Annotated in this window: 19 protein-coding genes; 14 read left to right on the top strand and 5 right to left on the bottom strand. The window is 68.5% G+C overall.

All coding sequences use genetic code 11. The features are described 5' to 3' along the window. Positions 1–63 precede the first annotated feature (63 nt). Both dapB and DU478_RS02500 read left to right on the top strand, forming a co-directional pair. Entirely contained in the window at positions 64–882 is an 819-nt protein-coding gene (gene dapB, locus DU478_RS02505; RefSeq protein WP_114509365.1) for a 4-hydroxy-tetrahydrodipicolinate reductase, read from the top strand. A gap of 111 nt (positions 883–993) precedes the next feature. Next, positions 994–1,356 carry a dihydrodipicolinate reductase gene (locus DU478_RS02500; RefSeq protein WP_114509364.1) on the top strand — a complete coding sequence of 121 codons (363 nt, stop codon included), beginning with the start codon at positions 994–996 and terminating at the stop codon, positions 1,354–1,356. A 37-nt stretch (positions 1,357–1,393) separates the two neighbouring features. On the opposite strand, the gene DU478_RS02495 is transcribed toward DU478_RS02500, so the two are convergent. Beyond that, entirely contained in the window at positions 1,394–1,582 is a 189-nt protein-coding gene (locus DU478_RS02495) for a DUF1674 domain-containing protein (protein ID WP_114509363.1), read from the bottom strand. 86 nt (positions 1,583–1,668) lie between these two features. Here DU478_RS02495 and DU478_RS02490 point away from each other — a divergent pair, with 86 nt between their 5' ends. The 7 genes from DU478_RS02490 (at position 1,669) to DU478_RS02460 (ending at position 10,523) form a co-directional block, all read left to right on the top strand. Continuing rightward, positions 1,669–2,934 (top strand): RsmB/NOP family class I SAM-dependent RNA methyltransferase, encoded by a 1,266-nt coding sequence (locus tag DU478_RS02490; protein WP_114509362.1) that lies wholly within the window; start codon positions 1,669–1,671, stop codon positions 2,932–2,934. 321 nt (positions 2,935–3,255) lie between these two features. Next, positions 3,256–5,001 carry a heparinase II/III family protein gene (locus DU478_RS02485; protein WP_114509361.1) on the top strand — a complete coding sequence of 582 codons (1,746 nt, stop codon included), beginning with the start codon at positions 3,256–3,258 and terminating at the stop codon, positions 4,999–5,001. Positions 5,002–5,023: 22 nt separating this feature from the next. Next, entirely contained in the window at positions 5,024–6,613 is a 1,590-nt protein-coding gene (gene purH / locus DU478_RS02480) for a bifunctional phosphoribosylaminoimidazolecarboxamide formyltransferase/IMP cyclohydrolase (protein WP_114509360.1), read from the top strand. 61 nt (positions 6,614–6,674) lie between these two features. After that, positions 6,675–7,157, top strand: a complete 483-nt coding sequence (gene lspA / locus DU478_RS02475; protein WP_114509359.1) for a signal peptidase II — start codon at positions 6,675–6,677, stop codon at positions 7,155–7,157. An 81-nt stretch (positions 7,158–7,238) separates the two neighbouring features. Beyond that, complete coding sequence (locus DU478_RS02470; protein ID WP_199488280.1) at positions 7,239–7,763, top strand: DUF3035 domain-containing protein; 525 nt, start codon at positions 7,239–7,241, stop codon at positions 7,761–7,763. 94 nt (positions 7,764–7,857) lie between these two features. After that, entirely contained in the window at positions 7,858–9,201 is a 1,344-nt protein-coding gene (locus DU478_RS02465; protein WP_114509358.1) for a M16 family metallopeptidase, read from the top strand. Further along, positions 9,198–10,523 (top strand): M16 family metallopeptidase, encoded by a 1,326-nt coding sequence (locus tag DU478_RS02460; RefSeq protein WP_114509357.1) that lies wholly within the window; start codon positions 9,198–9,200, stop codon positions 10,521–10,523. The genes DU478_RS02465 and DU478_RS02460 overlap by 4 nt, the downstream gene beginning before the upstream one ends. 85 nt (positions 10,524–10,608) lie before the next feature. Here DU478_RS02460 and dapA read toward each other — a convergent pair whose 3' ends face one another. Next, entirely contained in the window at positions 10,609–11,484 is an 876-nt protein-coding gene (dapA, locus tag DU478_RS02455) for a 4-hydroxy-tetrahydrodipicolinate synthase (protein ID WP_114509356.1), read from the bottom strand. 135 nt (positions 11,485–11,619) lie between these two features. On the opposite strand from dapA, the gene DU478_RS02450 reads away from it, so the two are divergent. Then, complete coding sequence (locus DU478_RS02450; RefSeq protein WP_114509355.1) at positions 11,620–13,569, top strand: lytic transglycosylase domain-containing protein; 1,950 nt, start codon at positions 11,620–11,622, stop codon at positions 13,567–13,569. 41 nt (positions 13,570–13,610) lie between these two features. On the opposite strand, the gene DU478_RS02445 is transcribed toward DU478_RS02450, so the two are convergent. Beyond that, positions 13,611–14,483, bottom strand: coding sequence for a DMT family transporter (locus DU478_RS02445; RefSeq protein WP_114509354.1), 873 nt, complete (start codon positions 14,481–14,483; stop codon positions 13,611–13,613). Continuing rightward, the gene (gene mnmD / locus DU478_RS02440; protein ID WP_114509353.1) at positions 14,480–15,148 is read right to left on the bottom strand and encodes a tRNA (5-methylaminomethyl-2-thiouridine)(34)-methyltransferase MnmD; all 669 of its coding nucleotides are present in this window, start codon (positions 15,146–15,148) and stop codon (positions 14,480–14,482) included. Before mnmD ends, DU478_RS02445 begins: the two co-directional genes overlap by 4 nt. A gap of 48 nt (positions 15,149–15,196) precedes the next feature. Between mnmD and DU478_RS02435 the strand changes: the two genes are divergently transcribed. Next, positions 15,197–16,231, top strand: a complete 1,035-nt coding sequence (locus tag DU478_RS02435) for an NAD(P)/FAD-dependent oxidoreductase (protein ID WP_114509352.1) — start codon at positions 15,197–15,199, stop codon at positions 16,229–16,231. Here the strand turns inward: DU478_RS02435 and pdxR are convergent. Continuing rightward, a complete protein-coding gene (gene pdxR, locus DU478_RS02430; protein WP_114509351.1) occupies positions 16,228–17,712 on the bottom strand; it encodes a MocR-like pyridoxine biosynthesis transcription factor PdxR in 1,485 nt (494 codons plus the stop codon). The two genes, DU478_RS02435 and pdxR, sit on opposite strands and share 4 nt — an antisense overlap. Before the next feature lie 243 nt (positions 17,713–17,955). On the opposite strand from pdxR, the gene carB reads away from it, so the two are divergent. From carB to DU478_RS02415, 3 genes are all read left to right on the top strand, one after another. Further along, complete coding sequence (gene carB, locus DU478_RS02425; RefSeq protein ID WP_114509350.1) at positions 17,956–21,300, top strand: carbamoyl-phosphate synthase large subunit; 3,345 nt, start codon at positions 17,956–17,958, stop codon at positions 21,298–21,300. Positions 21,301–21,602: 302 nt separating this feature from the next. Beyond that, a complete protein-coding gene (gene gpmI / locus DU478_RS02420; protein ID WP_114509349.1) occupies positions 21,603–23,138 on the top strand; it encodes a 2,3-bisphosphoglycerate-independent phosphoglycerate mutase in 1,536 nt (511 codons plus the stop codon). Further along, the gene (locus tag DU478_RS02415; protein ID WP_114509348.1) at positions 23,135–24,262 is read left to right on the top strand and encodes a murein hydrolase activator EnvC family protein; all 1,128 of its coding nucleotides are present in this window, start codon (positions 23,135–23,137) and stop codon (positions 24,260–24,262) included. The genes gpmI and DU478_RS02415 overlap by 4 nt, the downstream gene beginning before the upstream one ends. Positions 24,263–24,264 lie beyond the last annotated feature (2 nt).

Here is a 24,264-nt window from a genome sequence, read left to right as displayed (position 1 = left end):
AGCGAGCCGTCGCAAGCTATGCACGCCGCAAGGACGATGCGGAAACAGGCAGGAGAGACGCGGATGACCGACCAACCGGGCGTGGTGGTGACAGGGGTGTCGGGCCGGATGGGCCAGATGCTGGTGCGCGAACTGGCGGCGCAGGACCGGCTGAAGCTGGTCGGCGCGGTGGAGCGCGCGGGTCACGACTGGGTCGGGGGCGATCTGGGGACCTGCATGGGCGGGGCGGAGACCGGCGTGACCGTGACCGACGACGCGCTCGAGGCCTTTGCCAGCGCCCAGGCGGTGATCGACTTCACCACGCCCGACGCGACGGTCGCCTTCGCCGACCTCGCGGCACAGGCCCGCGCCGTGCATGTCATCGGCACCACGGGGCTCGCGCCCGAACACATCTCGCGCATCGACAAGGCCGCGCGGCACGCGGTGGTGATCCGCGCAGGCAACATGAGCCTCGGCGTCAACCTGCTGACCGTGCTCACCCGCAAGGTCGCCGAGGCTCTGGATGCCGACTGGGACATCGAGGTGGTCGAAACCCATCACAACCGCAAGGTCGACGCGCCCTCGGGCACCGCGCTGATGCTGGGCGAAGCCGCGGCCCAAGGGCGCGGCGTGTCGCTGGACGCGGTCAGCGACCGGGGCCGAGACGGCATCACCGGCGCGCGCAAGCGCGGCGACATCGGCTTTTCGGCGATTCGCGGCGGCGATGTGGTGGGCGAGCATGACGTGATCTTTGCCGCCGCCGGCGAGCGCATCGTTCTGCGCCACATCGCCAGCGACCGGGCGCTGTTTGCCCGTGGCGCGCTGCGGGCGGCGCTCTGGGGGCAGGACAAGGGGCCGGGCGCGTATGACATGCTCGACGTACTGGGGTTGGGCGACGACTGAGCCTTGGCCCGGTCCACGCTGAAATCCGCGCACGTCAGCGTGATCTGCATGTCAAAATGAAACCAATTCGTGACGCCGTGCGTAGGTTTGGTATTCGAAGAGGAAGGTGTCATGAGTGGATTGCGCACAGCGGCCATGGCCGCGCTTGTTGTACTGACGACAACCGGCCCCGCCTTGGCGGAGTTTGAACAGGTGACCGACAGAGCCCAGTTCATCAAGCTGATCGCGGGCAAGACCCTGTCGCGTACGCTGGTCGAATTGTGGGTCAGCCCGAATGGCGGAATTTCCGGCAACGGCGCCGGCTGGGACGTGACCGGCAGCTGGAGTTGGAAGGACGGGTATTTCTGCCGCGACCTGAACTGGGGCGGAGACGAGCTGGGCTACAACTGCCAGGCGGTCCACAGCGACGGATCGCGCATCCGCTTTACGTCGGACCGCGGAGACGGGCAGTCCGCCGCTTTCACTCTGCGCTGATGTCGTCTGGCGGCAAGAGCCGCCGGCGCGGAAACGCCTAGAAGTCGATGGCGATCCCCTTCTTTTCCCAATCTCCGTAGCGCACGGGCTCGGGTCCGTCGCGGCCGCCCAGCTCGGTCGGCAGCGGCTTCGCTTCGGCTTCGGCCAGGCGGCGGCGCTCTGCGGCTTCGGCCAGCGCGCGTTGCGCGGCGGGGGGCAGATCATCCCGGGCGGCTTCTTCGGTCATGGCTGGTTTTCCTTCGCTCATGCCCCTGATATACGCGCCGCCGAAGACGGGGCAAGGGGCCGGACCGTCGCGCCGGGACAGGACGCATGAACGCAAAACCGCTGAGCGCGCGCCACGCCGCCGTCGATCTTCTCGACCAGGTGCTGGGGCAAGGCCGTCTGATGTCGGAACTGATGCACGGCGCGGCCTGGGCCGCGATGGTGCCCGGCGAACGCGCCGCGGCGCAGCGGCTGGCAGGTGACGTGTTGCGCGCTCTGGAACGGCTTGACCGCATCCTCAAACCCTATCTCAAGAAGGATCCGCCTCTTCGCGTCCGCAACGTGCTGCGGCTGGCGGCCTACGAGCTGTGCACCGGCGGGGCGGCGCATGGCGTGGTCAACGAGGCGGTGACCATCGTCGGGCGTAGCGGGCGCACGGCAGGCATGAAGGGTCTCGTGAACGCCGTGCTACGCAAGGTCGCCGCCAGCGGTCCCGGGCAGTGGGCGATCCTGCGCGTGCCGCGCCTGCCCGACTGGCTGCGCGGGCCGCTGGTCGAGGCCTGGGGCCGCGAGGCGGTGGCGGCGATGGAAGCGGCGCATTTCGCCGGGGCGCCGCTGGACCTTTCGGCCAAGGGTGACCCGGCGGTCGTGGCGTCGGCGGTGGGCGGCGATCTGCTGCCGACCGGGTCGGTGCGGCTGCACGATCCCGGCCAGGTCACCGCCTTGCCGGGATATGACGCCGGCGACTGGTGGGTGCAGGACGCCGCTGCCGCGCTGCCGGTCCGTCTGCTGGGGGACGTCTCCGGGCAGCGTGTGCTCGACATGTGCGCCGCGCCCGGGGGCAAGACGCTGCAGCTCGCCGCCGCCGGGGCGCGCGTGACGGCGCTGGACCTGTCCGAGCCGCGGCTGGAGCGGGTGGCGGAGAACCTCGCCCGCACCGGGCTGACTGCCGAGATCGTCGCGGGCGACGCGCTGACCCATGCCAGCGAATACGACGCCATCCTGCTGGATGCGCCGTGTTCCGCCACCGGCACGATTCGGCGGCACCCGGACCTGCCGCACGCCCGTACCGGCGACGGCATCGCCGAGCTGATCGACCTGCAGGCCGCGATGCTGGATCACGCCCTGGGGCTGTTGTCGCCCGGCGGGCGGCTGGTCTTCTGCACCTGTTCGCTGCTGCCCGACGAGGGCGAGGCGCAGGTCGACGCGGCGCTGGCGCGTCACCCCGGCCTGCGCGTCCTGCCCCCCGCGGCGGACTGGATCGAACCCGGCTGGCGGTCCTCCGAAGGCGGGCTGCGCCTGCGCCCCGACTTCTGGTCGGCACGCGGCGGGATGGACGGGTTCTACATGGCGTTGCTGCAAAGCGTTGGCTGAGGGCGGGATCGCGCGTGCCGCGCGATGCGAGAGGCCAGCCTCTCGCGCTCTCCGAGGGTTATTGAAAACCGAAGAAGGGGGCGGGCGTTTCCTTTTCGCCGAACGTGGCCTGTTGGGAACGAACATGGGGTGAGCGCGGAGAGGCGGGGATCGACACCGCCTGAGGTATCGGACCGATGCGGCGCGGAGCGCGGTCCATTGCAGCGGGGCGCTGGCCGGGCGGGCGCGCCCGACGCGCGACGTTTTCAAAGGTGACTTTGCCCGGCGTGGCGGGTATTCTTGTCCTATGACACGCCGGAACGGCGGCAAGGGGCAGGGCAGATGTCCGACACGGAAAGCTGGCATGCGGCGTGGACACGCCTGATGAACCGTTGGCACGCGCGGCTGGCGGCGCGGGTGCGTCCGGCGACCGGTTTCGTGTCCGCGCCCGAGCCGCGCACCGTCGGGTCCTTTGCCCGCGGGCGGCAGCTGACCGCCGGAAACCTGCTGTTTGCGGGCCACCTGAGCGAGGCGCCCGACACGCTGCTCTGGGACGTGACCCCGCCCGATCCGGTCTGGGAGGCGGAGGTGCAGGGCTTCGGCTGGCTCGACGACCTGGCCGCGGTGGGCGAGCCGCAGAGCCGCAGGGTAGCGCAGGCCTGGCTCTGGGGCTGGATCGACCGCTTTGGCCCCGGACGCGGGCCGGGCTGGACGCCGGAACTGACCGGGCGGCGGCTGATCCGCTGGATCCACCACGCGCTGTTCCTGCTGCGCGGCATCGACTCCGAACGCTCTGCCGCCTTCTACCGCAGCCTCGCCCAACAGACGATCTTTCTGAGTCGACGCTGGCAGAGCACGCCGCCGGGGCTGGCGCGGTTCGAGGCGCTCACGGGCATGATCTACGCCGGGCTGTCGCTTGAAGGCATGGAGACGCATGTGGACCCGGCGCGCCGGGCGCTGGGCGCCGAATGCGCGCGCCAGATCGACGGGCAGGGCGGGTTGCCGACTCGCAACGCCGAGGACCTGCTCGAGGTGTTCACCCTGCTCACCTGGGCCGCCTCCGCGCTGGAAGAGCGGGGTCACGCTCCCGATCCCGAACACACCGCCGCGATCCGGCGCATCGCGCCGACCCTGCGCACCCTGCGCCATGCCGATGGCGGGCTGGCGCGGTTCCACGGCGGCGGCCGCGGCATCGAGGGGCGGCTCGACACGGCACTGGCGGCCAGCGGCGTGCGCAAGCGGCAAGCGGACGGACTGGCCATGGGGTTCGCCCGGCTGTCGGCGGGGCGCACCAGCATCATCATCGACGCGGCACCGCCGCCCGAAGGGCGGGCGTCTTTCAACGCCCATGCTTCGACGCTGGCCTTCGAACTGACCTCCGGGCGGCGCCCCTTGATCGTCAACTGCGGCTCGGGCGCGGTCTTTGGCGAGGCCTGGCGGCGCGCAGGACGGGCGACGCCGTCGCATTCCACCCTCTGCCTCGACGGATATTCCAGCGCCCGGCTGGGCAAGCCCGGCTGGAGTGCGGGCGCGCGGCGCGAGATGCTGGAGGATGCGCCGGCGGATGTGCCGGTGCAGATCAGCAGCGCGCCCGACGGACTGCGGTTCGAGGGCGGGCACGACGGTTACGTCTCGACCCACGGGCTGACCCATGCCCGAATGCTGGAACTGACCTTCGACGGGCGCGGCCTGGTTGGCGAGGACATGCTGCTGGCGCTCGATGCCCCGGCCAAGGCGCGGTTCGATCAACGCATGGATGCGGTGCGGCTGGCGGGGCTGCCCTTTCAGCTGCGGTTTCACCTGCACCCCGAGGTGGACTGCGCGCTCGACATGGGCGGCGCGGCAGTCTCCATGGCGCTTCGATCGGGTGAAATCTGGGTGTTCCGCTACGAAGGCGAGGCGGATCTGAGCCTCGACGCCTCGGTTTACCTGGAAAAGGGACGATTGCGGCCCCGAGGGGCGCAACAGGTCGTTTTATCCGCCCGCGCGATGGAGTATGCGACCCGCATCCGCTGGTCTTTGGCCAAGGCGCAGGACACCGCCGTGGCGATCCGCGACCTGGCCCGGGACGCGGCGGATGACGATTGAAACTGTCCCGGGACCCCTTCGCATGACCGACCTGCACCCCATCCGCCGCGCGCTCATCTCCGTTTCCGACAAGACTGGTCTGATCGACCTTGGCCAGGCGCTGGCGGCGCGCGGCATCGTGTTGCTGTCCACCGGCGGATCGGCCAAGGCTCTGCGCGAGGCGGGGCTCGAGGTCACCGACGTGGCGCAGGTGACGGGCTTTCCCGAGATGATGGATGGCCGGGTCAAGACCCTGCACCCCGGCGTGCACGGCGGTCTGCTGGCGCTGCGCGACGACGAGGCGCATGTGGCGGCGATGCGGCAGCACGGGATCGAGGAGATCGACCTGCTGGTGGTCAACCTCTACCCGTTCGAGGACACGGTGGCCAAGGGCGGCGACTACGCCGACTGCATCGAGAACATCGACATCGGCGGCCCGGCGATGATCCGCGCCGCGGCCAAGAACCACGCCTTCGTCAACGTGGTGGTGGATGTGCAGGACTACGCGCCGCTGCTGGCCGAACTGGACGCGAACGGCGGCCAGACGACGTACGCCTTCCGGCAGCGGCTTGCGCAGATGGCCTATGCTCGCACCGCCGCCTATGACGCCGCCGTCAGCACCTGGATGGCCGATGCGCTGGCGGAACCCGCGCCGCGCCGCCGCGCCTTTGCCGGCAGCCTGCGCCAGACCCTGCGCTACGGCGAGAACCCGCACCAGGCGGCGGCCTTCTACGTCGACGGCAGCGACCGGCCCGGTGTCGCCACGGCGCGGCAGCTGCAGGGCAAGGAGCTGAGCTACAACAACATCAACGACACCGATGCAGCGTTCGAACTGGTGTCGGAATTCAAGCCCGAAGATGGCCCGGCCTGCGCGATCATCAAACATGCCAATCCCTGCGGCGTGGCCAAGGGCGCGACTCTGGAAGAGGCCTACCGCCGCGCCTTCGACTGCGACCGCACCAGCGCCTTTGGCGGGATCATCGCGCTTAACCAGCCGTTGGATGGCGCCACGGCCGAAGCGATTGCAGAGATCTTCACCGAGGTGGTGATCGCGCCCGGCGCCGATGACGAGGCGCGCGCGGTCTTTGCGGCCAAGAAGAACCTGCGGCTGCTGGTGACCGACGGTTTGGCGGATACCGCGCAGGCCGGGCTGACCTACCGGCAGGTGTCGGGCGGGATGCTGGTGCAGGACCGCGACATCGGGCGGCTGACCCGGGGCGACCTGAAGGTGGTGACGCAAAAGGCGCCGACCGAGGCGCAGATCGACGACATGCTCTTTGCCTGGACTGTAGCCAAGCACGTGAAATCGAACGCCATCATCTACGTCCGCGACGGCGCCACGGTGGGTGTCGGCGCCGGCCAGATGAGCCGCGTCGACAGCACCCGCATCGCCGCGCGCAAGGCCCAGGACATGGCCGAGGCGCTGGGGCTCGACCAGCCGCTGACCCACGGGTCGGTGGTGGCCTCCGACGCCTTCTTCCCCTTCGCCGACGGCCTGTTGACCGCGGCGGAGGCCGGTGCGACGGCGCTGATTCAGCCCGGCGGGTCGATGCGCGACGACGAGGTGATCAGGGCCGCGGACGAGGCGGGGCTTGCCATGGTCTTCACCGGCATGCGGCATTTCCGGCATTGACCGGGCAGGGAACATACAGGCGGCGCGCCACCGCGCGTCGCAAGGCCGGGAAGGGACGGGCATGAAACTGGTATTCTGGGTGGGATTCTGGACCTTCCTGCTGGATCAGGTGACGAAGTACGTGGTGGTGCATCTTCTGGACCTGCGTACGCTCGGCGCGATCGACGTGCTGCCGCCGCTGCTGAATTTCCGCATGGCCTGGAACTACGGCATCAACTTCGGGCTGCTGTCGGGACAGGCGCCGCTGACCAAGTGGATCCTGATCGCCGTGGCCGTCGGGATCGTCCTGTTCGTGCTGGTCTGGCTGCGGCGCGATCCGCCGGGGCGGTGGGGCCTGATTTCAGGCGGCTTGCTGATCGGCGGAGCGCTGGGCAATGTCATCGACCGGCTGCTGTACGGCGCGGTCGCGGATTTCATCAACATGTCCTGCTGCGGCATCTCGAATCCTTACGTGTTCAACGTCGCGGATATCTCGATCTTTGCGGGCGCACTGGGGCTCGTGCTTTTCGCCGGGGCCAAGACGCCCAATCGCGCGAAGCGCTAGCGGGGACGGCGTGGAAAAAGGCCCCGTGACCTTCGCTGCGCGATGGGCTAATGCTGGGCCAGAGATGTGACGGAGGTGGCCATGTTCGTGCCGCGACATGCGATTTTTCTGGTGCTCGGGATGGGCGTGCTCGCGGCCTGCGGGCGCGGCGATCCGCAACTGCGCGATCTGAACACGAATCGCGGCGAGCCCGAGGAATTCTCCATCGTTCCGAACAAGCCGCTGACGCAGCCCGACAGCTACGCGCAGCTGCCGCCGCCCACGCCGGGTGGCGCCAACCGCACCGACCAGACGCCGGAGGCCGATGCCGTTGCCGTTCTGGGCGGCGATCCGTCCCGTCTGACCCGCGGCGCAGGCGTGCCCGCGGCGGATGCGGCGCTGGTGGGGGCGGCCACGCGCTATGGCGTGAACGGCAACATCCGCACCGACCTCCGGCAGGAGGACGTCGCGTTCCGCAAGCGCCGGTCGCTCTTTAACTGGCAGATCGTGCAGGACGACAAGTATACCCGCGCCTACCGGCCGCAACGGCTGGATGCGGATGCGGAGCTTGAGCGCTGGCGCCGCGCCGGGGCGCGCACGCCCTCGGCCCCGCCCGAGGCGAACTGAGCGCCGCCGAACCTTACAAAGCTTTATAGCAATCCGCCTTGATCTTGCGCCGCCGCACCGTACCTTGACGCGAAAGCATCAACAGGAGCGGTATATGCGCATTCTTACTCGGCTCGTCGCTGTCGTGGCGATCGCCGCGATGCCCGGACTGGCCGCGGCACAGGGCAAGGACGACGTAACGACCTTCACCCTCGACAACGGTCTGGAGGTCGTGGTGATCGAAGACCACCGCGCGCCGATTGTCGTGCAGCAGCTGTGGTATCGGGCCGGATCGGCGGACGAACCGGCGGGCAGCTCGGGCGTGGCGCATTTCCTTGAACACCTGCTCTTCAAGGGCACGGAAAAGATGGCGCCGGGCGAGTTCAGCAAAGTCGTGGCGGCCAACGGCGGGTCCGACAATGCCTTCACCAGCTTCGATTACACCGGCTATTATCAGCGCGTCGCCGCCGACCGGCTCGAGCTGATGATGCAGATGGAATCCGACCGCATGGTCAACCTCCAACTCGATGCCGAGGACATCCTGACCGAGCGCGACGTGATCATCGAAGAACGCAACACCCGGGTCGAGAACGACCCCGGCGCGCTGTTCCGCGAACAGCGCAACGCGGCGCAGTATCTCAACCACCGCTACGGCGTGCCGATCATCGGCTGGCGTCACGAGATGGAGCAGCTGGACCTCGAAAAGGCGCTGGCCTTCTACCGCAAGTTCTATGCGCCCAACAACGCCATCCTCGTGGTGGCGGGCGACGTGACGCCGGACCAGGTACGGACCCTGGCCGAAAAATACTACGGTGTGATCCCGGCCAACCCCGAGCTTGGCCCGCGCGACCGTGCGCAGGAGCCGCCGCAGACTTCCGCCCGGCGCATGACCTTCCGCGACGCGCGGGTGGCCCAGCCCTACGTGATGCGCAGCTACCTGGCCCCTGAACGTGATCCGGGCGCGCAGGAAAAGGCAGCGGCACTGGTGCTGCTGGCCGACATCCTGGGCGGCGGACAGACCTCGGTGCTGACCCGCAAGCTTCAGTTCGACACGCAGACGGCGGTCTATACCAGCGCCTTCTACGACGCGACGGCGCTTGACGACACGACCTTCGGGCTGGTGATCGTGCCCGCCGACGGCGTCAGCCTGCAAGAGGCCGAGGACGCACTGGATGCGGCAGTGGCCGAATTCATCGAGGAAGGCGTCGATGCCGATCAGTTGGAGCGGATCAAGTTCCAGATGAAGGCCAGCCAGATCTACGCCCGTGACAGTGCCGAAGGCATCGCGCGGAAATACGGCAACGCCCTGACTTCGGGCCTCACGGTCGAGGATGTGCAGGCCTGGCCCGACGTGCTGCAGGCGGTGACCGAAGAAGACATCCTCGCCGCCGCCCGCGACGTGTTCCGGGAGGAACGGTCGGTGACCGGCTGGCTGATGAGCGAAGAGGTGACGCAATGAGTTTTCTGAGAGCCATCGCGCTGGGCTGCGCCGCCGTCTTCGCGGCAGTTCCCGCCCATGCGGAGATCGACATCCGGGAGGTCCAGAGCCCCGGCGGCCTGACCGCCTGGCTGGTCGAGGAACCGTCGATTCCCTTCGTGGCGCTGGAGCTGCGCTTCAGAGGCGGCGCGTCGCTGGACCGCGACGGCAAGCGCGGCGCCATCAACCTGATGACCGGGCTGCTCGAGGAAGGCGCCGGCGAGCGCGACGCCCGCGCCTTTGCCGAAGCCGCCGAAAGCCTTGCCGCCAGCTTCAGCTACGATGTCTACGACGACGCGCTCAGCGTCTCCGCGCGGTTCCTGACGGAAAACCGCGACGAGGCCGTGGCGCTCCTGCGCGACTCGCTGGTGGCGCCGCGGTTCGACGCGGACGCCGTGGAGCGGGTCCGCGCGCAGGTGATCTCGGGCCTGCGGTCTGACCAGACCGACCCCGATGCCATCGCCTCGCGCGCCTTCGATGCGGAGCTGTTCGGCGACCATCCCTACGGCTCTGCTTTCCGCGGTACGGTCGAGTCGGTGGCAGAGCTGACCCGCGCCGACCTGGAGCAGGCCCATGACGACACGCTCGCCCGCGACAGGGTCTATATCTCGGCGGCGGGCGACATTTCTGCCGACGAACTGGCGCAGCTGATCGACGACCTGCTGGGCGACCTGCCCGAGACCGGCGCGCCGATGCCCGAAGCGGTGGACGTGGCGACCACCAGCGGTGTGACCGTGGTGCCGTTCGACACGCCTCAATCGGTGGCGCTGTTCGGGCACGAGGGCATCGACATCGACGATCCGGATTTCTTTCCGGCCTACGTGATGAACGTGGTGCTGGGCGGCGGCGGATTCGAGGCGCGGCTGATGAGCGAGGTTCGCGAAAAGCGCGGCCTGACCTACGGCGTCTATTCCTACCTTGCCAACAAGGACCATGCGAACCTGATCGTGGGGCGCGTCGCCTCGGCCAACGACCGGATCGCCGAGGCCATCGACGTGATCCGCGCCGAATGGCAGCGCATGGCCGAAGAGGGCGTGACCCAGGACGAGATGGACCGGGCCAAGACCTATCTGACCGGCGCCTATCCGCTGCGTTTCGACGGCAACGGGCCGATTGCGGACATCCTCGTGGGGATGCAGATGGACGGCTTTCCCATCGACTACCCGCTGACCCGCAACGAGAAGGTCGAGGCGGTGACGCTGGAGGACGTGCAGCGCGTCGCCGCGCGCCTTCTGCAACCCGAGGCACTGCGCTTTGTCGTGGTGGGCCAGCCCGAGGGGCTGGAGGAGACGCCGGGGCAGTAAGGTCCTGCCGTTGAAAGAAAGAACGCCCGGGATGATATCCCGGGCGTTTTGCTTTGGCAGTGCTGCTGGCGCGCGACGGCTGCGATCAGTTCAGCAGCCCGGCATGGCGCAGGCCGAAATCCACCCGCTCGCGCGTTTCGGCGGTCAGCGGCATCAGTGGCAGGCGGACGTCTTCGGCGCAAAGGCCCAGCCGCGACATGCCGTATTTCGCACCGCAGAGGCCCGGCTCGGCAAAGATCGCGTGATGCAGCGGCATCAGCCGGTCCTGGATCGACAGCGCCTTGGCGTAGTCGCCCGCCAGCGTCGCTTCTTGCAACTCGGCGCAGAGTTTGGGTGCCACGTTCGCCGTCACCGAAATGCAGCCGACGCCGCCCTGCGCGTTGAAGCCGTGCGCCGTCGCATCCTCGCCCGAGATCTGCAGGAAATCCGGGCCGCAGGTCAGGCGCTGCGAACAGACGCGGTCCAGATCGCCGGTGGCGTCCTTGACGCCGACGATGCGCGGCAGTTTCGACAGCTCGCCCATTGTCACCGGCGACATGTCCACCGCCGACCGGCCGGGGATGTTGTAGATGATGATCGGCAGGTTGCAGCAGTCGTGCACCGCCTTGAAATGGGCATAGAGCCCGGCCTGCGTCGGCTTGTTGTAATAGGGCGTCACCACCAGCGCCGCATCGGCGCCGACACGCTCGGCAAAGGTGATGAAGCGGATCGCCTCGTCGGTGTTGTTCGACCCCGCGCCCGCGATCACCGGAATACGACCGTCGACAGCCTGCACCACGCATTGCACGACAGCCTCGTGCTCGGAATGGCTCAGCGTGGGGCTTTCGCCGGTGGTGCCGACAGGCACCAATCCGTGGCTGCCCTGCTCGATATGCCAGTCGACCAGGCGTTTGAGCGTCTCGAAATCCACCGCGCCGTCCTTGAACGGCGTGACCAGGGCTGGCATCGACCCTTTGAACATGACACGCTCCTTTTCGATTCACTCAAGATTGCGGGCGGACATCGGGACGTGCCGGAGTTGTGAGTTGATGCTCGGGCATGCCGCGGTATCCTTAGGGGCGTGTCTATCCATCCTCAGCGCGGAAATTGCAAGCATATGTCACGCATATTGGCCTTGATCCTGATCCTGTGTGCCGGCTCCGTCGCCGCGCAAGGAGGACCGCGCCCGCTGGAGCGGGCGATGTCCGACATGCGGCAGGGCAACTGGGCCGGAGCGCAGATCGCGGCGCGGTCGGACGGGCAGGTCGCGATGGACATCGTCACCTGGCACTATCTGCGCGCCGGGCTGGGCAACGCCGAACAGGTCAAGGATTTCATCGAGCGCAATCCGGACTGGCCGGGCATGGAGTACCTGCGCGAGAAATCCGAAGAGGCGATCGTCGAGGCCAGCCATGCGGATGTGCGCGCCTTCTTTGCCGACACCCGGCCGCAGACCGGCACCGGCGCGCTGAGCCTGGCACGCGCCCTGGTCGCTGCGGGCGACCGCGGCGCGGCCGAGGCCGAGGTGGTGTTGGCCTGGCGCACGCTGGCGCTGTCATCGGAGGAACAGGCCTCTTTCCTCGCGGAACACGGTGATCTGCTGGCGCCGCATCACTGGGCGCGGCTGGACATGGCGCTTTGGAAGGGCTGGACCGTCAATGCTCGCGCCATGCTCACGCTCGTCAGCGACGGCGAACGCAAGCTGGCCGAGGCGCGTCTGGCGTTGCAGAACAACGACGGCGGCGTCGACACCCGCATCGCCGCGGTGCCCGACGCGCTGGCCGACGATCCCGGCATGGCCTACGAGCGCTTTGCCTGGCGCGCCCGCAAGGGCCGCGACGCGGACGCGCTGGAGCTGCTGCTGGAACGGTCGAAAAGCGCCGAGGCGCTGGGTGAACCCTGGGCCTGGGCGCCCCGCCGCCGCAGCCTCGCGCGGCAACTGATGCGCGCCGGAGAAACCGACACGGCCTATGCCGTGGCCGCGCAGAACTGGCTCACCGACGGGTCGGATTTCGCCGATCTCGAATGGGTGGCGGGCTACATCTCGCTGCGCTTCCGTGACGCGCCCGCCGATGCGCTGCGTCATTTCACCAACCACCGCGACGCGGTCGACTCGCCGATTTCGCTGGGCCGTGCCGGATACTGGCGGGGCCGGGCGCTCGAGGCGATGGGCGACAGCGACGCCGCGCAGGCGGCCTACCGCGACGGCGGCCGCTATCAGACGTCGTTCTACGGGCTTCTCGCGGCCGAACGCGCCGGGATGCCGCCCGATCCGGCCCTTTCCGGGCAGGAGGATTTCCCGCCCTGGCGCGACGCGGCCTTCATCGAAAGCTCGGTCTACCAGGCGGCGGTGCTGCTGCTGGCCGCGGGCCAGGACAACCTGGCGGACCGCTTTTTCACCCACCTGACCGAATCGCTCGACCGCAGCCAGATCGGACAGCTGGGCGACATGCTGGCCGAGATGGGCCGCCCGCATATCCAGGTCATGGTCGGCAAGCGCGCGGCGCAGCGCGGCATCGAGGTGCCGGGACCCTACTATGCGCTGCACCCGCTGGCGGAGGATGCGCATCCGGTGCCCACGGAACTGGTCCTGTCCATCGCGCGCCGAGAATCGGAGTTCAATCCCGAGGTCGTGTCGGGTGTCGGGGCGCGCGGGCTCATGCAGGTCATGCCGCGCACCGCGCAGGAGGTTTCGGGCTGGATCAACGAGCCCTATTCCCTGTCGGGCCTGCTCAGCGATCCGAATTACAACGCCCGGCTGGGTGCTGCCTACCTTGCCTCTCTGGCGCGCCAGTTCGACGGCAACGTGGTGATGATGGCGGCGGGCTACAATGCCGGCCCCAGCCGCCCCGTCGGCTGGATGCAGCTCTATGGCGACCCGCGCCGGGGCGAGATCGACGCGGTGGATTTCATCGAGAGCATTCCGTTCCAGGAAACCCAGAACTACGTCATGCGCGTCGCCGAAAGCCTGCCGGTGTACCGCGCGCGGCTGGGCAAAGACCCTCACCCGGTGCCGTTTTCCGAAGAGCTGACCGGGGCCACGCTGATGGCGTCGGCGGGGGATTAGGCGCCGGACAGTGGGTTGAAAACCCACCCTACGGATCGGCCTCAGCCCTGCGCTTTCCTGCGCGCCCGTGCCAGGGTGAAGAGCCCGGCCGCCACGATCAGTGCCGCCCCCAGCGCCACGTTCGGGCGCAGGGTTTCGCCGAAGACGACGAGGCCGAGCGCCGAGGCAAAGGGCAGCTGCAGATAGGCAAAGGGCTGCACGGCGCTCGCCTCCGCGACCTCATAGGTCTTGATCAGCAGGTAATGCCCGGTCGCACCTGTCACGCACAAAAGCGCCATCCAGCCCCAGTCGGCTGCGGTCATCGGCTCCCAGAACCACATGCCGATCAGGGTCGAGACGACCGCGCCCACGGTGCCTGTCCAGAAGAACGACGTCGCCGCCGTGTCCTTGCGCGCGACGTAGCGCGTCAGCAGGCCGTAGAGCGCGAACATCAGCGCCGCGATCAGCGGGATGATCGCGTAGGGCGAGAACACGCCGCCGCTGGGTTGCAGGATGATGATGACGCCGACGAACCCGACGCCGATCGCGGCCCAGCGGCGCCAGCCCACATGCTCGCCCAGCACCGGGCCCGACAGCGCCGCGATCAGCAACGGGTAGCAGGCAAAGACCGCGTGGCTTTCGACGAGCCCGAGGTAGACGAAGGCCAACACCATCACCATGATCTCGAGCGTCAGGAGCGCTGCGCGGAAGCCCTGCACCAGCGGCTGCGACGTCCGCGCGGCGGCGGCCACGCTGCCCGCCTGACGCCGCGCGATGGAGATCACGAAGGCGGCGAAGAACCAGTAGCGGATCATCACCACCATGTAGACGTTGTATTCCGCGGCGAGGTGACGGGAAATGCCGTCCTGCATGGCGAAGACGAAGGTCGTGGCGACCATCAGCCAGACGCCGAGGCGGGTGTCGTTGCGGGTCATGCAGGGGCCTTCCGGGCGGTGGTCATGTGTCGCTTGCGCCCGTATCCCGGCTGGCGCGCGGTCACAAGCCCCGCCGCATCCAGCGCCCGGCGGATGTGGCCGGCGGCGGAATAGGTCGCCGCCGTGCCGCCGGGTGCCGTGTGATCTGCGACGGAGTGCAAAAGCGCCGGCTCCCACAGTTCGGGATTGCGCGCGGGGGAAAAGCCGTCGAGGAACCAGGCATCGGCGGTGCCGTCCCAGCGCGGCAGGGTGGCCCGCGCGTCGCCGGTGATCATCTCGAAGCGCAGGTCCGGCAGGTCGAACCGCACGGGACCCCACTGCGGGGCGAGTTCGGCGGCCAGCGCGTCCAGTTCCGGAAAGGCCGCCTGCGCGCGGATCATGTCCTCTGCCGCCAGCGGGAAGGCTTCGAAGGTGGTGAACCGCAGGCGGCCCGTCTGCCCGCTGCGGCGCCACAGGTCCAGCACGGCCAGCAGGTTCAGCCCGGTGCCGAAGCCCAGCTCGGCCACGTGGAACCCGTCACGGAACCGTTCCGGCAGGCCGTTGCCCGCCAGGAACACGTGCCGCGTTTCGGCCAAACCGTCGTCAAGCGAATAATACGGGTCGTCGAAGCGGGTCGAGACGGGCACGCGGCCGTCGCGCCAGTCAAGCGGGTTCTGGTCGGTCATGGCGGGATACTCTAAGCCTTGGCGCGAAGATGAAGAGGTGGGCCGGGAATGGCAAGGATCGACGTGACGGTGCGCGGCGCGGGCATTTTCGGCCTTTCAGTGGCCTGGGCCTGCACGCGGCGCGGCGCACGGGTGCAGGTGGTGGACCCCTTCGGCGCCGGCGCCGGATCGAGCGGCGGGGTCGTCGGGGCGCTTGCGCCGCACGTGCCGGAGAACTGGAACGACAAGAAGGCGTTCCAGCTCGACAGCCTGCTGATGGCTGAGGCCTTCTGGTCCGAGGTCGAGGCCGCGGGCGGTGTTTCGGCGGGCTATGGCCGGCTGGGGCGCCTGCAACCGGTGGCCGACGACAGGGCGCTGGGTTTGGCCCGCGCCCGGACGGCAGGCGCGCAAGCGCTCTGGCAGGGCCGCGCGGTCTGGGAGGTGATCGAGGCCGCCGGGGGCTGGGCGCCGCAGAGCCCGACTGGCTGGCTCATCCGCGACAGCTTGAGCGCGCGGCTGCATCCGCGGCGGGCCGTCGATGCGCTGGTCGCGGCATTGGCTGCGCGCGGCGTGCCCGTTCTGGCCGAGGCAGAGGATGCGGGCGAGGTGGTCTGGGCGACCGGCTGGCTGGGGTTGCGCGACCTGTCGGAGCGTCTGTGCAAGACCGTGGGCGCCGGGGTCAAGGGGCAGGCAGTGCTGGCGCGGTACGACGCGGGGGAGGTGCCGCAGCTCTTTGTCGACGGGCTGCACATTATCCCGCATGCCGATGGCACCGTGGCGGTGGGCTCCACCTCCGAGCGGGAGTTCGACGACCCCGCGTCGGTCGACGGCCAGTGCGAGGCGCTCTGGGCGCGGGCGGTGGCGGCGGTGCCGGCTTTGGCCGATGCGCCGGTGATCGCGCGATGGGCCGGGGTGCGGCCGCGCGCCCGGTCCCGCGCGCCGATGCTGGGGGCATGGCCCGACCGGCCGGGTCATTTCATCGCCAACGGCGGTTTCAAGATCGGCTTCGGCATGGCGCCCAAGGTGGCCGAGGTCATGGCCGACCTGGTGCTCGAGGGGCAGGCGGAGATTCCCGAAGGCTTCCGGGTCGCGGCGTCGCTCTAGGCGCTGCTTCGCTCTGTGATGGCCTTCGCGATCAGAGCGATGCCGTCGGGGATGCGGGCGGCCGGGATGGAACTGTAGGCCAGCCGGAAGAAATTGCGCGGCGTGTCGGCGCCGCTGAAGAACGGCGCGCCGGGTTCGATCAGCACGCCGTCCGCACGCAGGTCCCGCGCCAGCTCTTCGGTGTCGATGCCTTCGGGCGCTTCGATCCAGAAGGACGACCCGCCGTGATCGCTCTGTCCCGCGACCGTCAGGCCGTGCCGCGCCAGTGCTGCCGCCATGACCGCGCGCCGTTCGGTATAGGCGCGGGCGGTGCGGCGGATCAGAGCGTCGTAATGGCCAAGGCTCAAGAAATAGGCGGCGGTGCGCTGGATGTGCCCCGGCGGATGCCGCAGCACCGAGGCACGCAGCGCCCGCGCCTCGCGGATGAAGGCGGCGCTGCCCACGAGGTAGCCCAGCCGCAGGCCGGGGAAAAGCGACTTGGAAAAGCTGCCCACGTAGATCACACGCCCATCGGGATCGAGCGACTTGAGCGCCGGCATCGCCGGTTTCAGGTAGGCCGTCTCGAATTCGTAATCGTCCTCCACGATCAGCGCGTCGAGCTGGCGCGCCCGCGCCAGCAGCGCCTCGCGCCGGACCATCGGCAGGGTGACGGAGGTGGGGCAGTGGTGGCTGGGCGTGGTGAAGATTACGTCGGTGCCTTCGGGCACCGCATCGGGCCGCATCCCGGCTGCGTCCACTGCCACCGGTGCGAGCCGGCAGCGCGCCTGTGTCAGGATATCCCGCAGCGCCGGGTAGCAGGGATTTTCCACCGCCGCCTGCCGCCGCTGGTTCAGCAGCACCTGCGCGGTCAGCCAAAGCGCGTTCTGCGCGCCCAGCGTCATCAGGATCTCGGGCGGATCGGCCAGGATGCCGCGGCGCGGCAGCGTGTGGCGGGCGATGAACTCGATCAGCTTGGGGTCGTCCTGGTCGTAGTAGTCGCCGGTGAGCGCGCCGAAATCCTTGGTTCCCAGCGCCTGGATCGCGCAGAGCCGCCAGTTGGCATGGTCGAAGAGCGTCGGATCGGTCTGGCCGTAGATGAACGGGTAACGGTAACGCGCCCAGTCCTGCGGCTTGACCAGCCCGGCGCCGCCCGAGAACCGCTGGCCGAGGGCGCGTGTCCAGTCGACGCGCGTGGCGCTGTCGGTCTCGGCCGTTTCTTTCGGCGCGGCAAAGCGCGGCGGACTGGGGGCGTTGTCGGACACGAAGTATCCCGACCGGCCCCGCGCGGTGAGATAGTCGTTGGCCAGAAGTTCCGTATAGGCCAGCGTCACGGTGATCCGGCTGACCCTCAGATGCGCCGCCAGCGCCCGGGTCGAGGGCAGCTTTTCGCCGTGCCGGAAGCGCCCCGACAGGATGCCGGTCGCGACCATCTGCTGGATGCGCGCCTGAAGGGTGCCCTCCTGATCGGGGCGCAGCAGAAAGGTTTCGACCGGGATCGCCATGTAAGCACGCTAGTTTGGACTCAACGGGCGCGCAATCTGGACTGACACGGGCCGCCCGCCAAGGCCGTGTGGAGGCCGGCCAACGCCCGAACTGCGGGCGTCGCGGGGCCAAAGCACGCCCGGTGTCGTCGACAGGCCGGGATTCGCCATTCGGCCCTTGCGTGCAGGGCCGACATGCCTATAACCCGCAACAATTTGCGCACCCCCGCCCGCGCGCTGCCATCTGCTGAAACGAGGTCCGCCATGCCCAAACGCACCGATATCAAATCCATCATGATCATCGGCGCCGGACCCATCGTGATCGGGCAGGCCTGCGAATTCGATTATTCCGGCGCGCAGGCCTGCAAGGCCCTGCGGGAGGAAGGCTACCGGGTGATCCTGGTGAACTCGAACCCGGCCACGATCATGACCGATCCGGAGCTTGCGGACGCCACCTACATCGAGCCGATCACCCCCGAGGTCGTGGCCAAGATCATCGAGAAGGAACGCCCCGACGCGCTGCTGCCGACGATGGGCGGGCAGACCGGGCTCAACACCTCGCTCAAGCTCGAGGAAATGGGCGTGCTCGAGAAATTCGGCGTGCAGATGATCGGCGCCAACCGCGAAGCGATCGAGATGGCTGAGGACCGCAAGCTGTTCCGCGAGGCGATGGACCGGATCGGTCTGGAAAACCCCAAGGCCACGATCATCACCGCGCCGAAGAAGGAAAACGGCAGCGCCGACCTCAAGGAAGGCGTGCGGCTGGCGCTGGAGGCGCTTGAGGACATCGGCCTGCCCGCGATCATCCGCCCCGCCTATACGCTGGGCGGCACCGGCGGCGGCGTGGCCTATAACCGCGAGGATTACGAGTACTACTGCCGCTCGGGCATGGACGCCTCGCCGGTCAACCAGATCCTGGTGGACGAATCGCTGCTGGGCTGGAAGGAATTCGAGATGGAGGTGGTGCGCGACCGTGCCGACAACGCCATCATCGTCTGCGCCATCGAAAACGTCGATCCGATGGGGGTGCACACCGGCGATTCGATCACCGTCGCCCCGGCGCTGACCCTGACGGACAAGGAATACCAGATCATGCGCAACGGCAGCATCGCCGTGCTGCGCGAGATCGGGGTCGAAACCGGCGGGTCCAACGTGCAGTGGGCTGTGAACCCCGAAGACGGCCGCATGGTGGTGATCGAAATGAACCCGCGTGTGTCGCGCTCTTCGGCGCTGGCGTCCAAGGCCACGGGTTTCCCGATCGCCAAGATCGCCGCGAAGCTCGCCGTGGGCTACACGCTGGACGAGCTCGACAACGACATCACCAAGGTCACGCCCGCGAGCTTCGAGCCGACCATCGACTACGTGGTCACCAAGATCCCGCGCTTTGCCTTCGAGAAATTCCCGGGCGCAGAGCCGCACCTGACCACCGCGATGAAGTCCGTGGGCGAGGCCATGGCCATCGGCCGCACCATCCACGAAAGCTTGCAGAAGGCGCTGGCGTCGATGGAGACGGGACTTTCCGGCTTCGACGAGATCGCCATTCCCGGCCTTGACGACAGCGACGCCGATCATGCCGCCATCGTCAAGGCGCTGAGCCAGCAGACCCCAGACCGCTTGCGCGTCATCGCCCAGGCCATGCGCCACGGGCTAAGCGATGACGTGATCCACGGCGTCACCATGTTCGACCCCTGGTTCCTCGCCCGGATCCGCGAGATCGTCGAGGCCGAGGCCGAGGTCCGCCAGACCGGCCTGCCTACATCGGACTGGGGGCTGCGTCAGCTCAAGATGATGGGTTTCACCGATGCGCGGCTCGCCACGCTGACCGGCCAGACCGAAGCGGAGGTGCGTCGCGCCCGCCGCGCCGCCGGTGTCGTCGCGAGTTTCAAGCGCATCGACACCTGCGCCGCCGAATTCGAGGCCCAGACGCCCTACATGTACTCGACCTACGAGGCGCCGATGATGGGCGAGGTCGAATGCGAGGCGCGGCCTTCGGATCGCAAGAAGGTGGTGATCCTGGGCGGCGGTCCGAACCGCATCGGGCAGGGGATCGAATTCGACTACTGCTGCTGCCATGCCTGTTTCGCGCTGACCAACGCGGGTTACGAGACCATCATGGTCAACTGCAACCCCGAGACGGTCAGCACCGATTACGACACCTCGGATCGGCTGTATTTCGAACCGCTGACCTTCGAACACGTTATGGAGATCCTGCGCGTCGAGCAGGACAACGGCACGCTGCATGGCGTCATCGTGCAGTTCGGCGGGCAGACGCCGCTCAAGATCGCGCAAGAGCTGCACGATGAGGGCATTCCGATCCTGGGCACCACGCCCGACGCCATCGACCTTGCCGAAGACCGCGAACGGTTCCAGGCGCTGGTCAACAAGCTGGGCCTCAAGCAGCCCAAGAACGGCATCGCCGCCACCGATCAGGCGGCACTCGACATCGCCGACAGCATCGGTTTCCCGCTGGTGATCCGCCCGTCCTACGTGCTGGGCGGCCGCGCGATGGAGATCGTGCGCGACATGGCGCATCTGAAACGCTACATCCGCGATGCCGTGGTCGTGTCGGGCAAGAGCCCGGTGCTGCTGGACAGCTACCTGTCCGGCGCGGTCGAGCTGGACGTGGACGCCCTGTCCGACGGCACGGATGTGCATGTCGCGGGCATCATGCAGCACATCGAGGAAGCCGGCGTGCATTCCGGCGACAGCGCCTGTTCGCTGCCGCCCTATTCGCTGAGCCCCGAGATCCTCGACGAGATCAAGCGCCAGACCCGTGCGCTGGCGCTGGGCCTGAACGTCGTGGGCCTGATGAACGTGCAGTTCGCCATCAAGGACGGCGAGGTCTACCTGATCGAGGTGAACCCCCGCGCCAGCCGCACCGTGCCCTTCGTCGCCAAGGCCACCGACAGCGCCATAGCTTCCATCGCCGCCCGGATCATGGCCGGAGAGCCGCTGTCCAACTTCCCTCTGCGCGCGCCCTACCCCGATAATGCCGACTACGATACCACGCTGCCACTGGCCGATCCGATGACGCTGGCCGATCCGAACATGCCGTGGTTCTCGGTGAAAGAGGCCGTGCTGCCCTTCGCCCGTTTTCCCGGCGTCGACACCATTCTGGGGCCCGAGATGCGCTCCACCGGCGAGGTCATGGGCTGGGACCGGTCCTTCCCCCGCGCCTTCCTGAAGGCGCAGATGGGCGCGGGCACGCACCTGCCGCACGATGGCGCGGTGTTCTTCTCGATCAAGGACGAGGACAAGACCCCGCAGCTGGTCGAGACCGGCACGATCCTGCGCGATCTCGGCTTTTCCATCGTGGCGACCGCCGGGACGGCCGATTTCCTCGAGGCCAACGACATTCCCTGCACCCGGGTCAAGAAGGTCTACGAGGGCCGCCCGAACGTGGTGGACCTGATGAAGGACGGCGGCATCCAGCTGGTGATGAACACCACCGAAGGCGCCGCCGCCATCGAGGACAGCCGCGAAATCCGCTCCGTCGCGCTTTACGACAAGATCCCGTACTTCACCACCGCCGCCGGCTCCCACGCCGCCGCGCTGGCAATGAAGGAACGCGAAGAGGGCGAACTAGTGGTGAAGGCGTTGCAGGGGTAGGTGCCGGACTACGGACCCCGAGGCCTACACGGCGAAACACCACAGCGCGGAATAAGGCCGCAGGCCGCCGCGCCATCGCCGGCCCGCCCATGGGTCGGCAACTTGGTGACGTCAGCACGCCGTGTCGGCGTCATCCGGGTATGGCCGGGATGAATCGAGAGGCGCGTCGGTTGGATCGCCACCCCGCGGACCGGCGATGGCGCCTTTCGGGCGCGGGGTGGAAAAGCCGCTTGTCATCCCCCTCCACATCCCCGCACACCTCTGCTAAACCGCCTGCAACCAGTCCGCAGGCGGAGCGCAGCATGACCACCCCCAAGCCAGTCGTCCTGACGATCCTCGACGGTTGGGGTCTCAACCCCGACACCCGCGCCAACGCGCCGGCGCTGGCCGAGACGCCGACGATGGACCGGCTGATGGCGACCTGCCCCAATGCGACTCTCATCACCCATGGTCCCGATGCGGGGCTGCCGACCGGGCAGATGGGCAATTCCGAGGTCGGGCACACCAATATCGGCGCGGGGCGGATCGTGGCCATGGACCTCGGGCAGATCGACCTTGCCATCGAGGACGGATCGTTCTTCGACAACGCCGGGATCCTGAACTTCATCGACAGGCTGAAGGACAGCGGCGGCACCGCGCATGTGATGGGCCTTGTCTCCGACGGCGGGGTGCACGGGCATATCAGCCATATCAAGGCGGCGGTCTACAAGATCGCAAAGGCCGGCGTGCCGGTGGCGCTGCACGCGATCACCGACGGGCGCGACGTGGCCCCGGACAGCGCTGCGGGCTTCGTCAAGGACCTTGCCGGTTGGGTGGACGCACTGACCGACGCGGCGCCGGTGCGGATCGCGACGGTGATCGGGCGCTACTATGCCATGGACCGCGACACCCGCTGGGAGCGGGTGAAGACCGCCTATGACGCGATGATCGGCGGGCAGGGGGTGGCTGTCGCCGAGGATGCCGTCGCGGCGGTCGAGCAAAGCTACGACAAGGGCAAGAGCGACGAATTCATCGCGGCCACGGTGGTCGGCGACTACGCTGGTGTGGCCAAGGGCGACGGGTTTTTCTGCCTCAACTTCCGCGCCGACCGGGCGCGGGAAATTCTCGCGGCCATCGGCGATCCGGGCTTCGACGGGTTCGAGCGCGACGCGCCCGACCTCGCCACGATGCTGGGCATGGTCGAATATTCCGACGCCCACAACGCCTACATGGCCACCGCCTATCCGAAGGAGAAGATCGTCAACACGCTGGGCGCCTGGGTCGCGGCGCACGGGCTGACGCAGTTCCGGCTGGCCGAGACCGAGAAATACCCGCATGTGACCTTTTTCCTCAACGGCGGCAAGGAAGTGGCCGAGCCGCAGGAGGACCGCTTCATGCCCAAGTCGCCCAAGGTGGCGACCTACGACATGCAGCCCGAGATGTCGGCGGGCGAGGTGACCGGGAAATTCCTCGAAGCCATCGACCACGGATATGACCTTATCGTCACCAACTACGCCAACCCCGACATGGTCGGCCATACCGGCGACCTCGGCGCTGCGATCAAGGCCTGCGAGGCGGTGGACCAGGGACTTGGGCAGGTCGTTGCGGCCCTCGAGACATGCGGCGGCGCGATGATCGTGACCGCCGACCACGGCAATTGCGAAACCATGGTCGACCCCAAGACCGGCGGGCCGCACACGGCGCATACGCTGAACCCGGTGCCGGTGATCCTGTTCGGCGGCCCCGAGGGCGTGCAGCTGCGTGACGGGCGGCTGGCGGATCTGGCGCCCACGCTGCTGTCGCTGCTGGGCCTGCCGCAGCCTGACGAGATGACCGGCCAGAGCCTGTTGATCCGATGATCCGGGCGGCGTTTCTCCTGGCCCTCATGGCCACCGCCGTACCGGCGCAGGAGGCGGCCGAGGCCGCCCGCGCCGCCGCCCGCCAGATCGAGGCGGCGAGCGCGCAGCTCGACCGGGCCAGTAGCGCCCGCGACCGCGTGGCGGCGCTGACCGAGACCGTGCGCGCCTACGAGGCGGGGCTGGGCGCCATGCGTGGCGGGCTGCGCGATGCGGCGATCCGGGAAACCGAACTCAGCCGCAAGCTCGCGGCGCAGGACGGCGAGGTGGCGCAGCTTCTGGGCGTGTTGCAGGGCATCGGCAGCGCCGCGGCGCCGCAGACTTTGCTGCATCCGGCGGGACCGGTGGGCACGGCGCGGGCCGGCATGCTCGTCGCCGCGGTGACGCCGGGGCTGGCGGAGCAGGCGGAGCGGTTGCGCGCCGATCTCGAAGAGGTGACGACGCTGCGCCGTCTGCAACAGGACGCGGTGTCGACGCTGCAGGACGGGCTGCGCGGCGTGCAGGAGGCCCGCACCGAACTGAGCCAGGCGCTGGCCGACCGCATCGACCTGCCGCGGCGCTTCACCGAGGATCCGGTGCGCACCGCGATCCTCATCGCCGCCACCGAAACGCTCGAAGGGTTTGCCAGCGGGCTGAGCGAGATTGCCGTGGACGGCGTCGATGACAGCGATCCCCTGCCGCCCATCGACAGCCGCAAGGGCGCCCTGGCGCTGCCGGTCGCGGGCCAGCTGCTGCGCCGGGCCGGAGAGGCCGACGCCGCCGGGGTGACCCGTCCGGGCATCCTCTTGGCGACGCGTCCGCGGGCCCTGGTGACCAGCCCGACCGCGGCGACCGTGCGCTACGCCGGGCCTCTACTGGATTACGGAATTGTAACTATCATCGAGCCGCAGGCCGATCTACTCTTCGTCTTCGCAGGGCTCGACACGGCTTTCGGCACCGCCGGCGAGGTGCTGGCCGAAGGCGCACCGATCGGACTGATGGGCGGTACCGATCCGGACATCGGCGAAATCCGGTCTCCGGAGCGTGAAAGGGGTGGAACTCAGCGGTCCGAAACGCTCTATATTGAAGTGAGGCAGGGCGATGCGCCCGTCGATCCACTGACGTGGTTCGCAAGCGACAAGGGATGATC

The organism is Thalassococcus profundi (assembly GCF_003344785.1).
Classification (GTDB): Bacteria; Pseudomonadota; Alphaproteobacteria; order Rhodobacterales; family Rhodobacteraceae; genus Puniceibacterium; species Puniceibacterium profundi.
The sequence above is the reverse complement of the archived record's forward strand: the minus strand, read 5'-3'. Positions and strand labels throughout refer to the sequence as shown.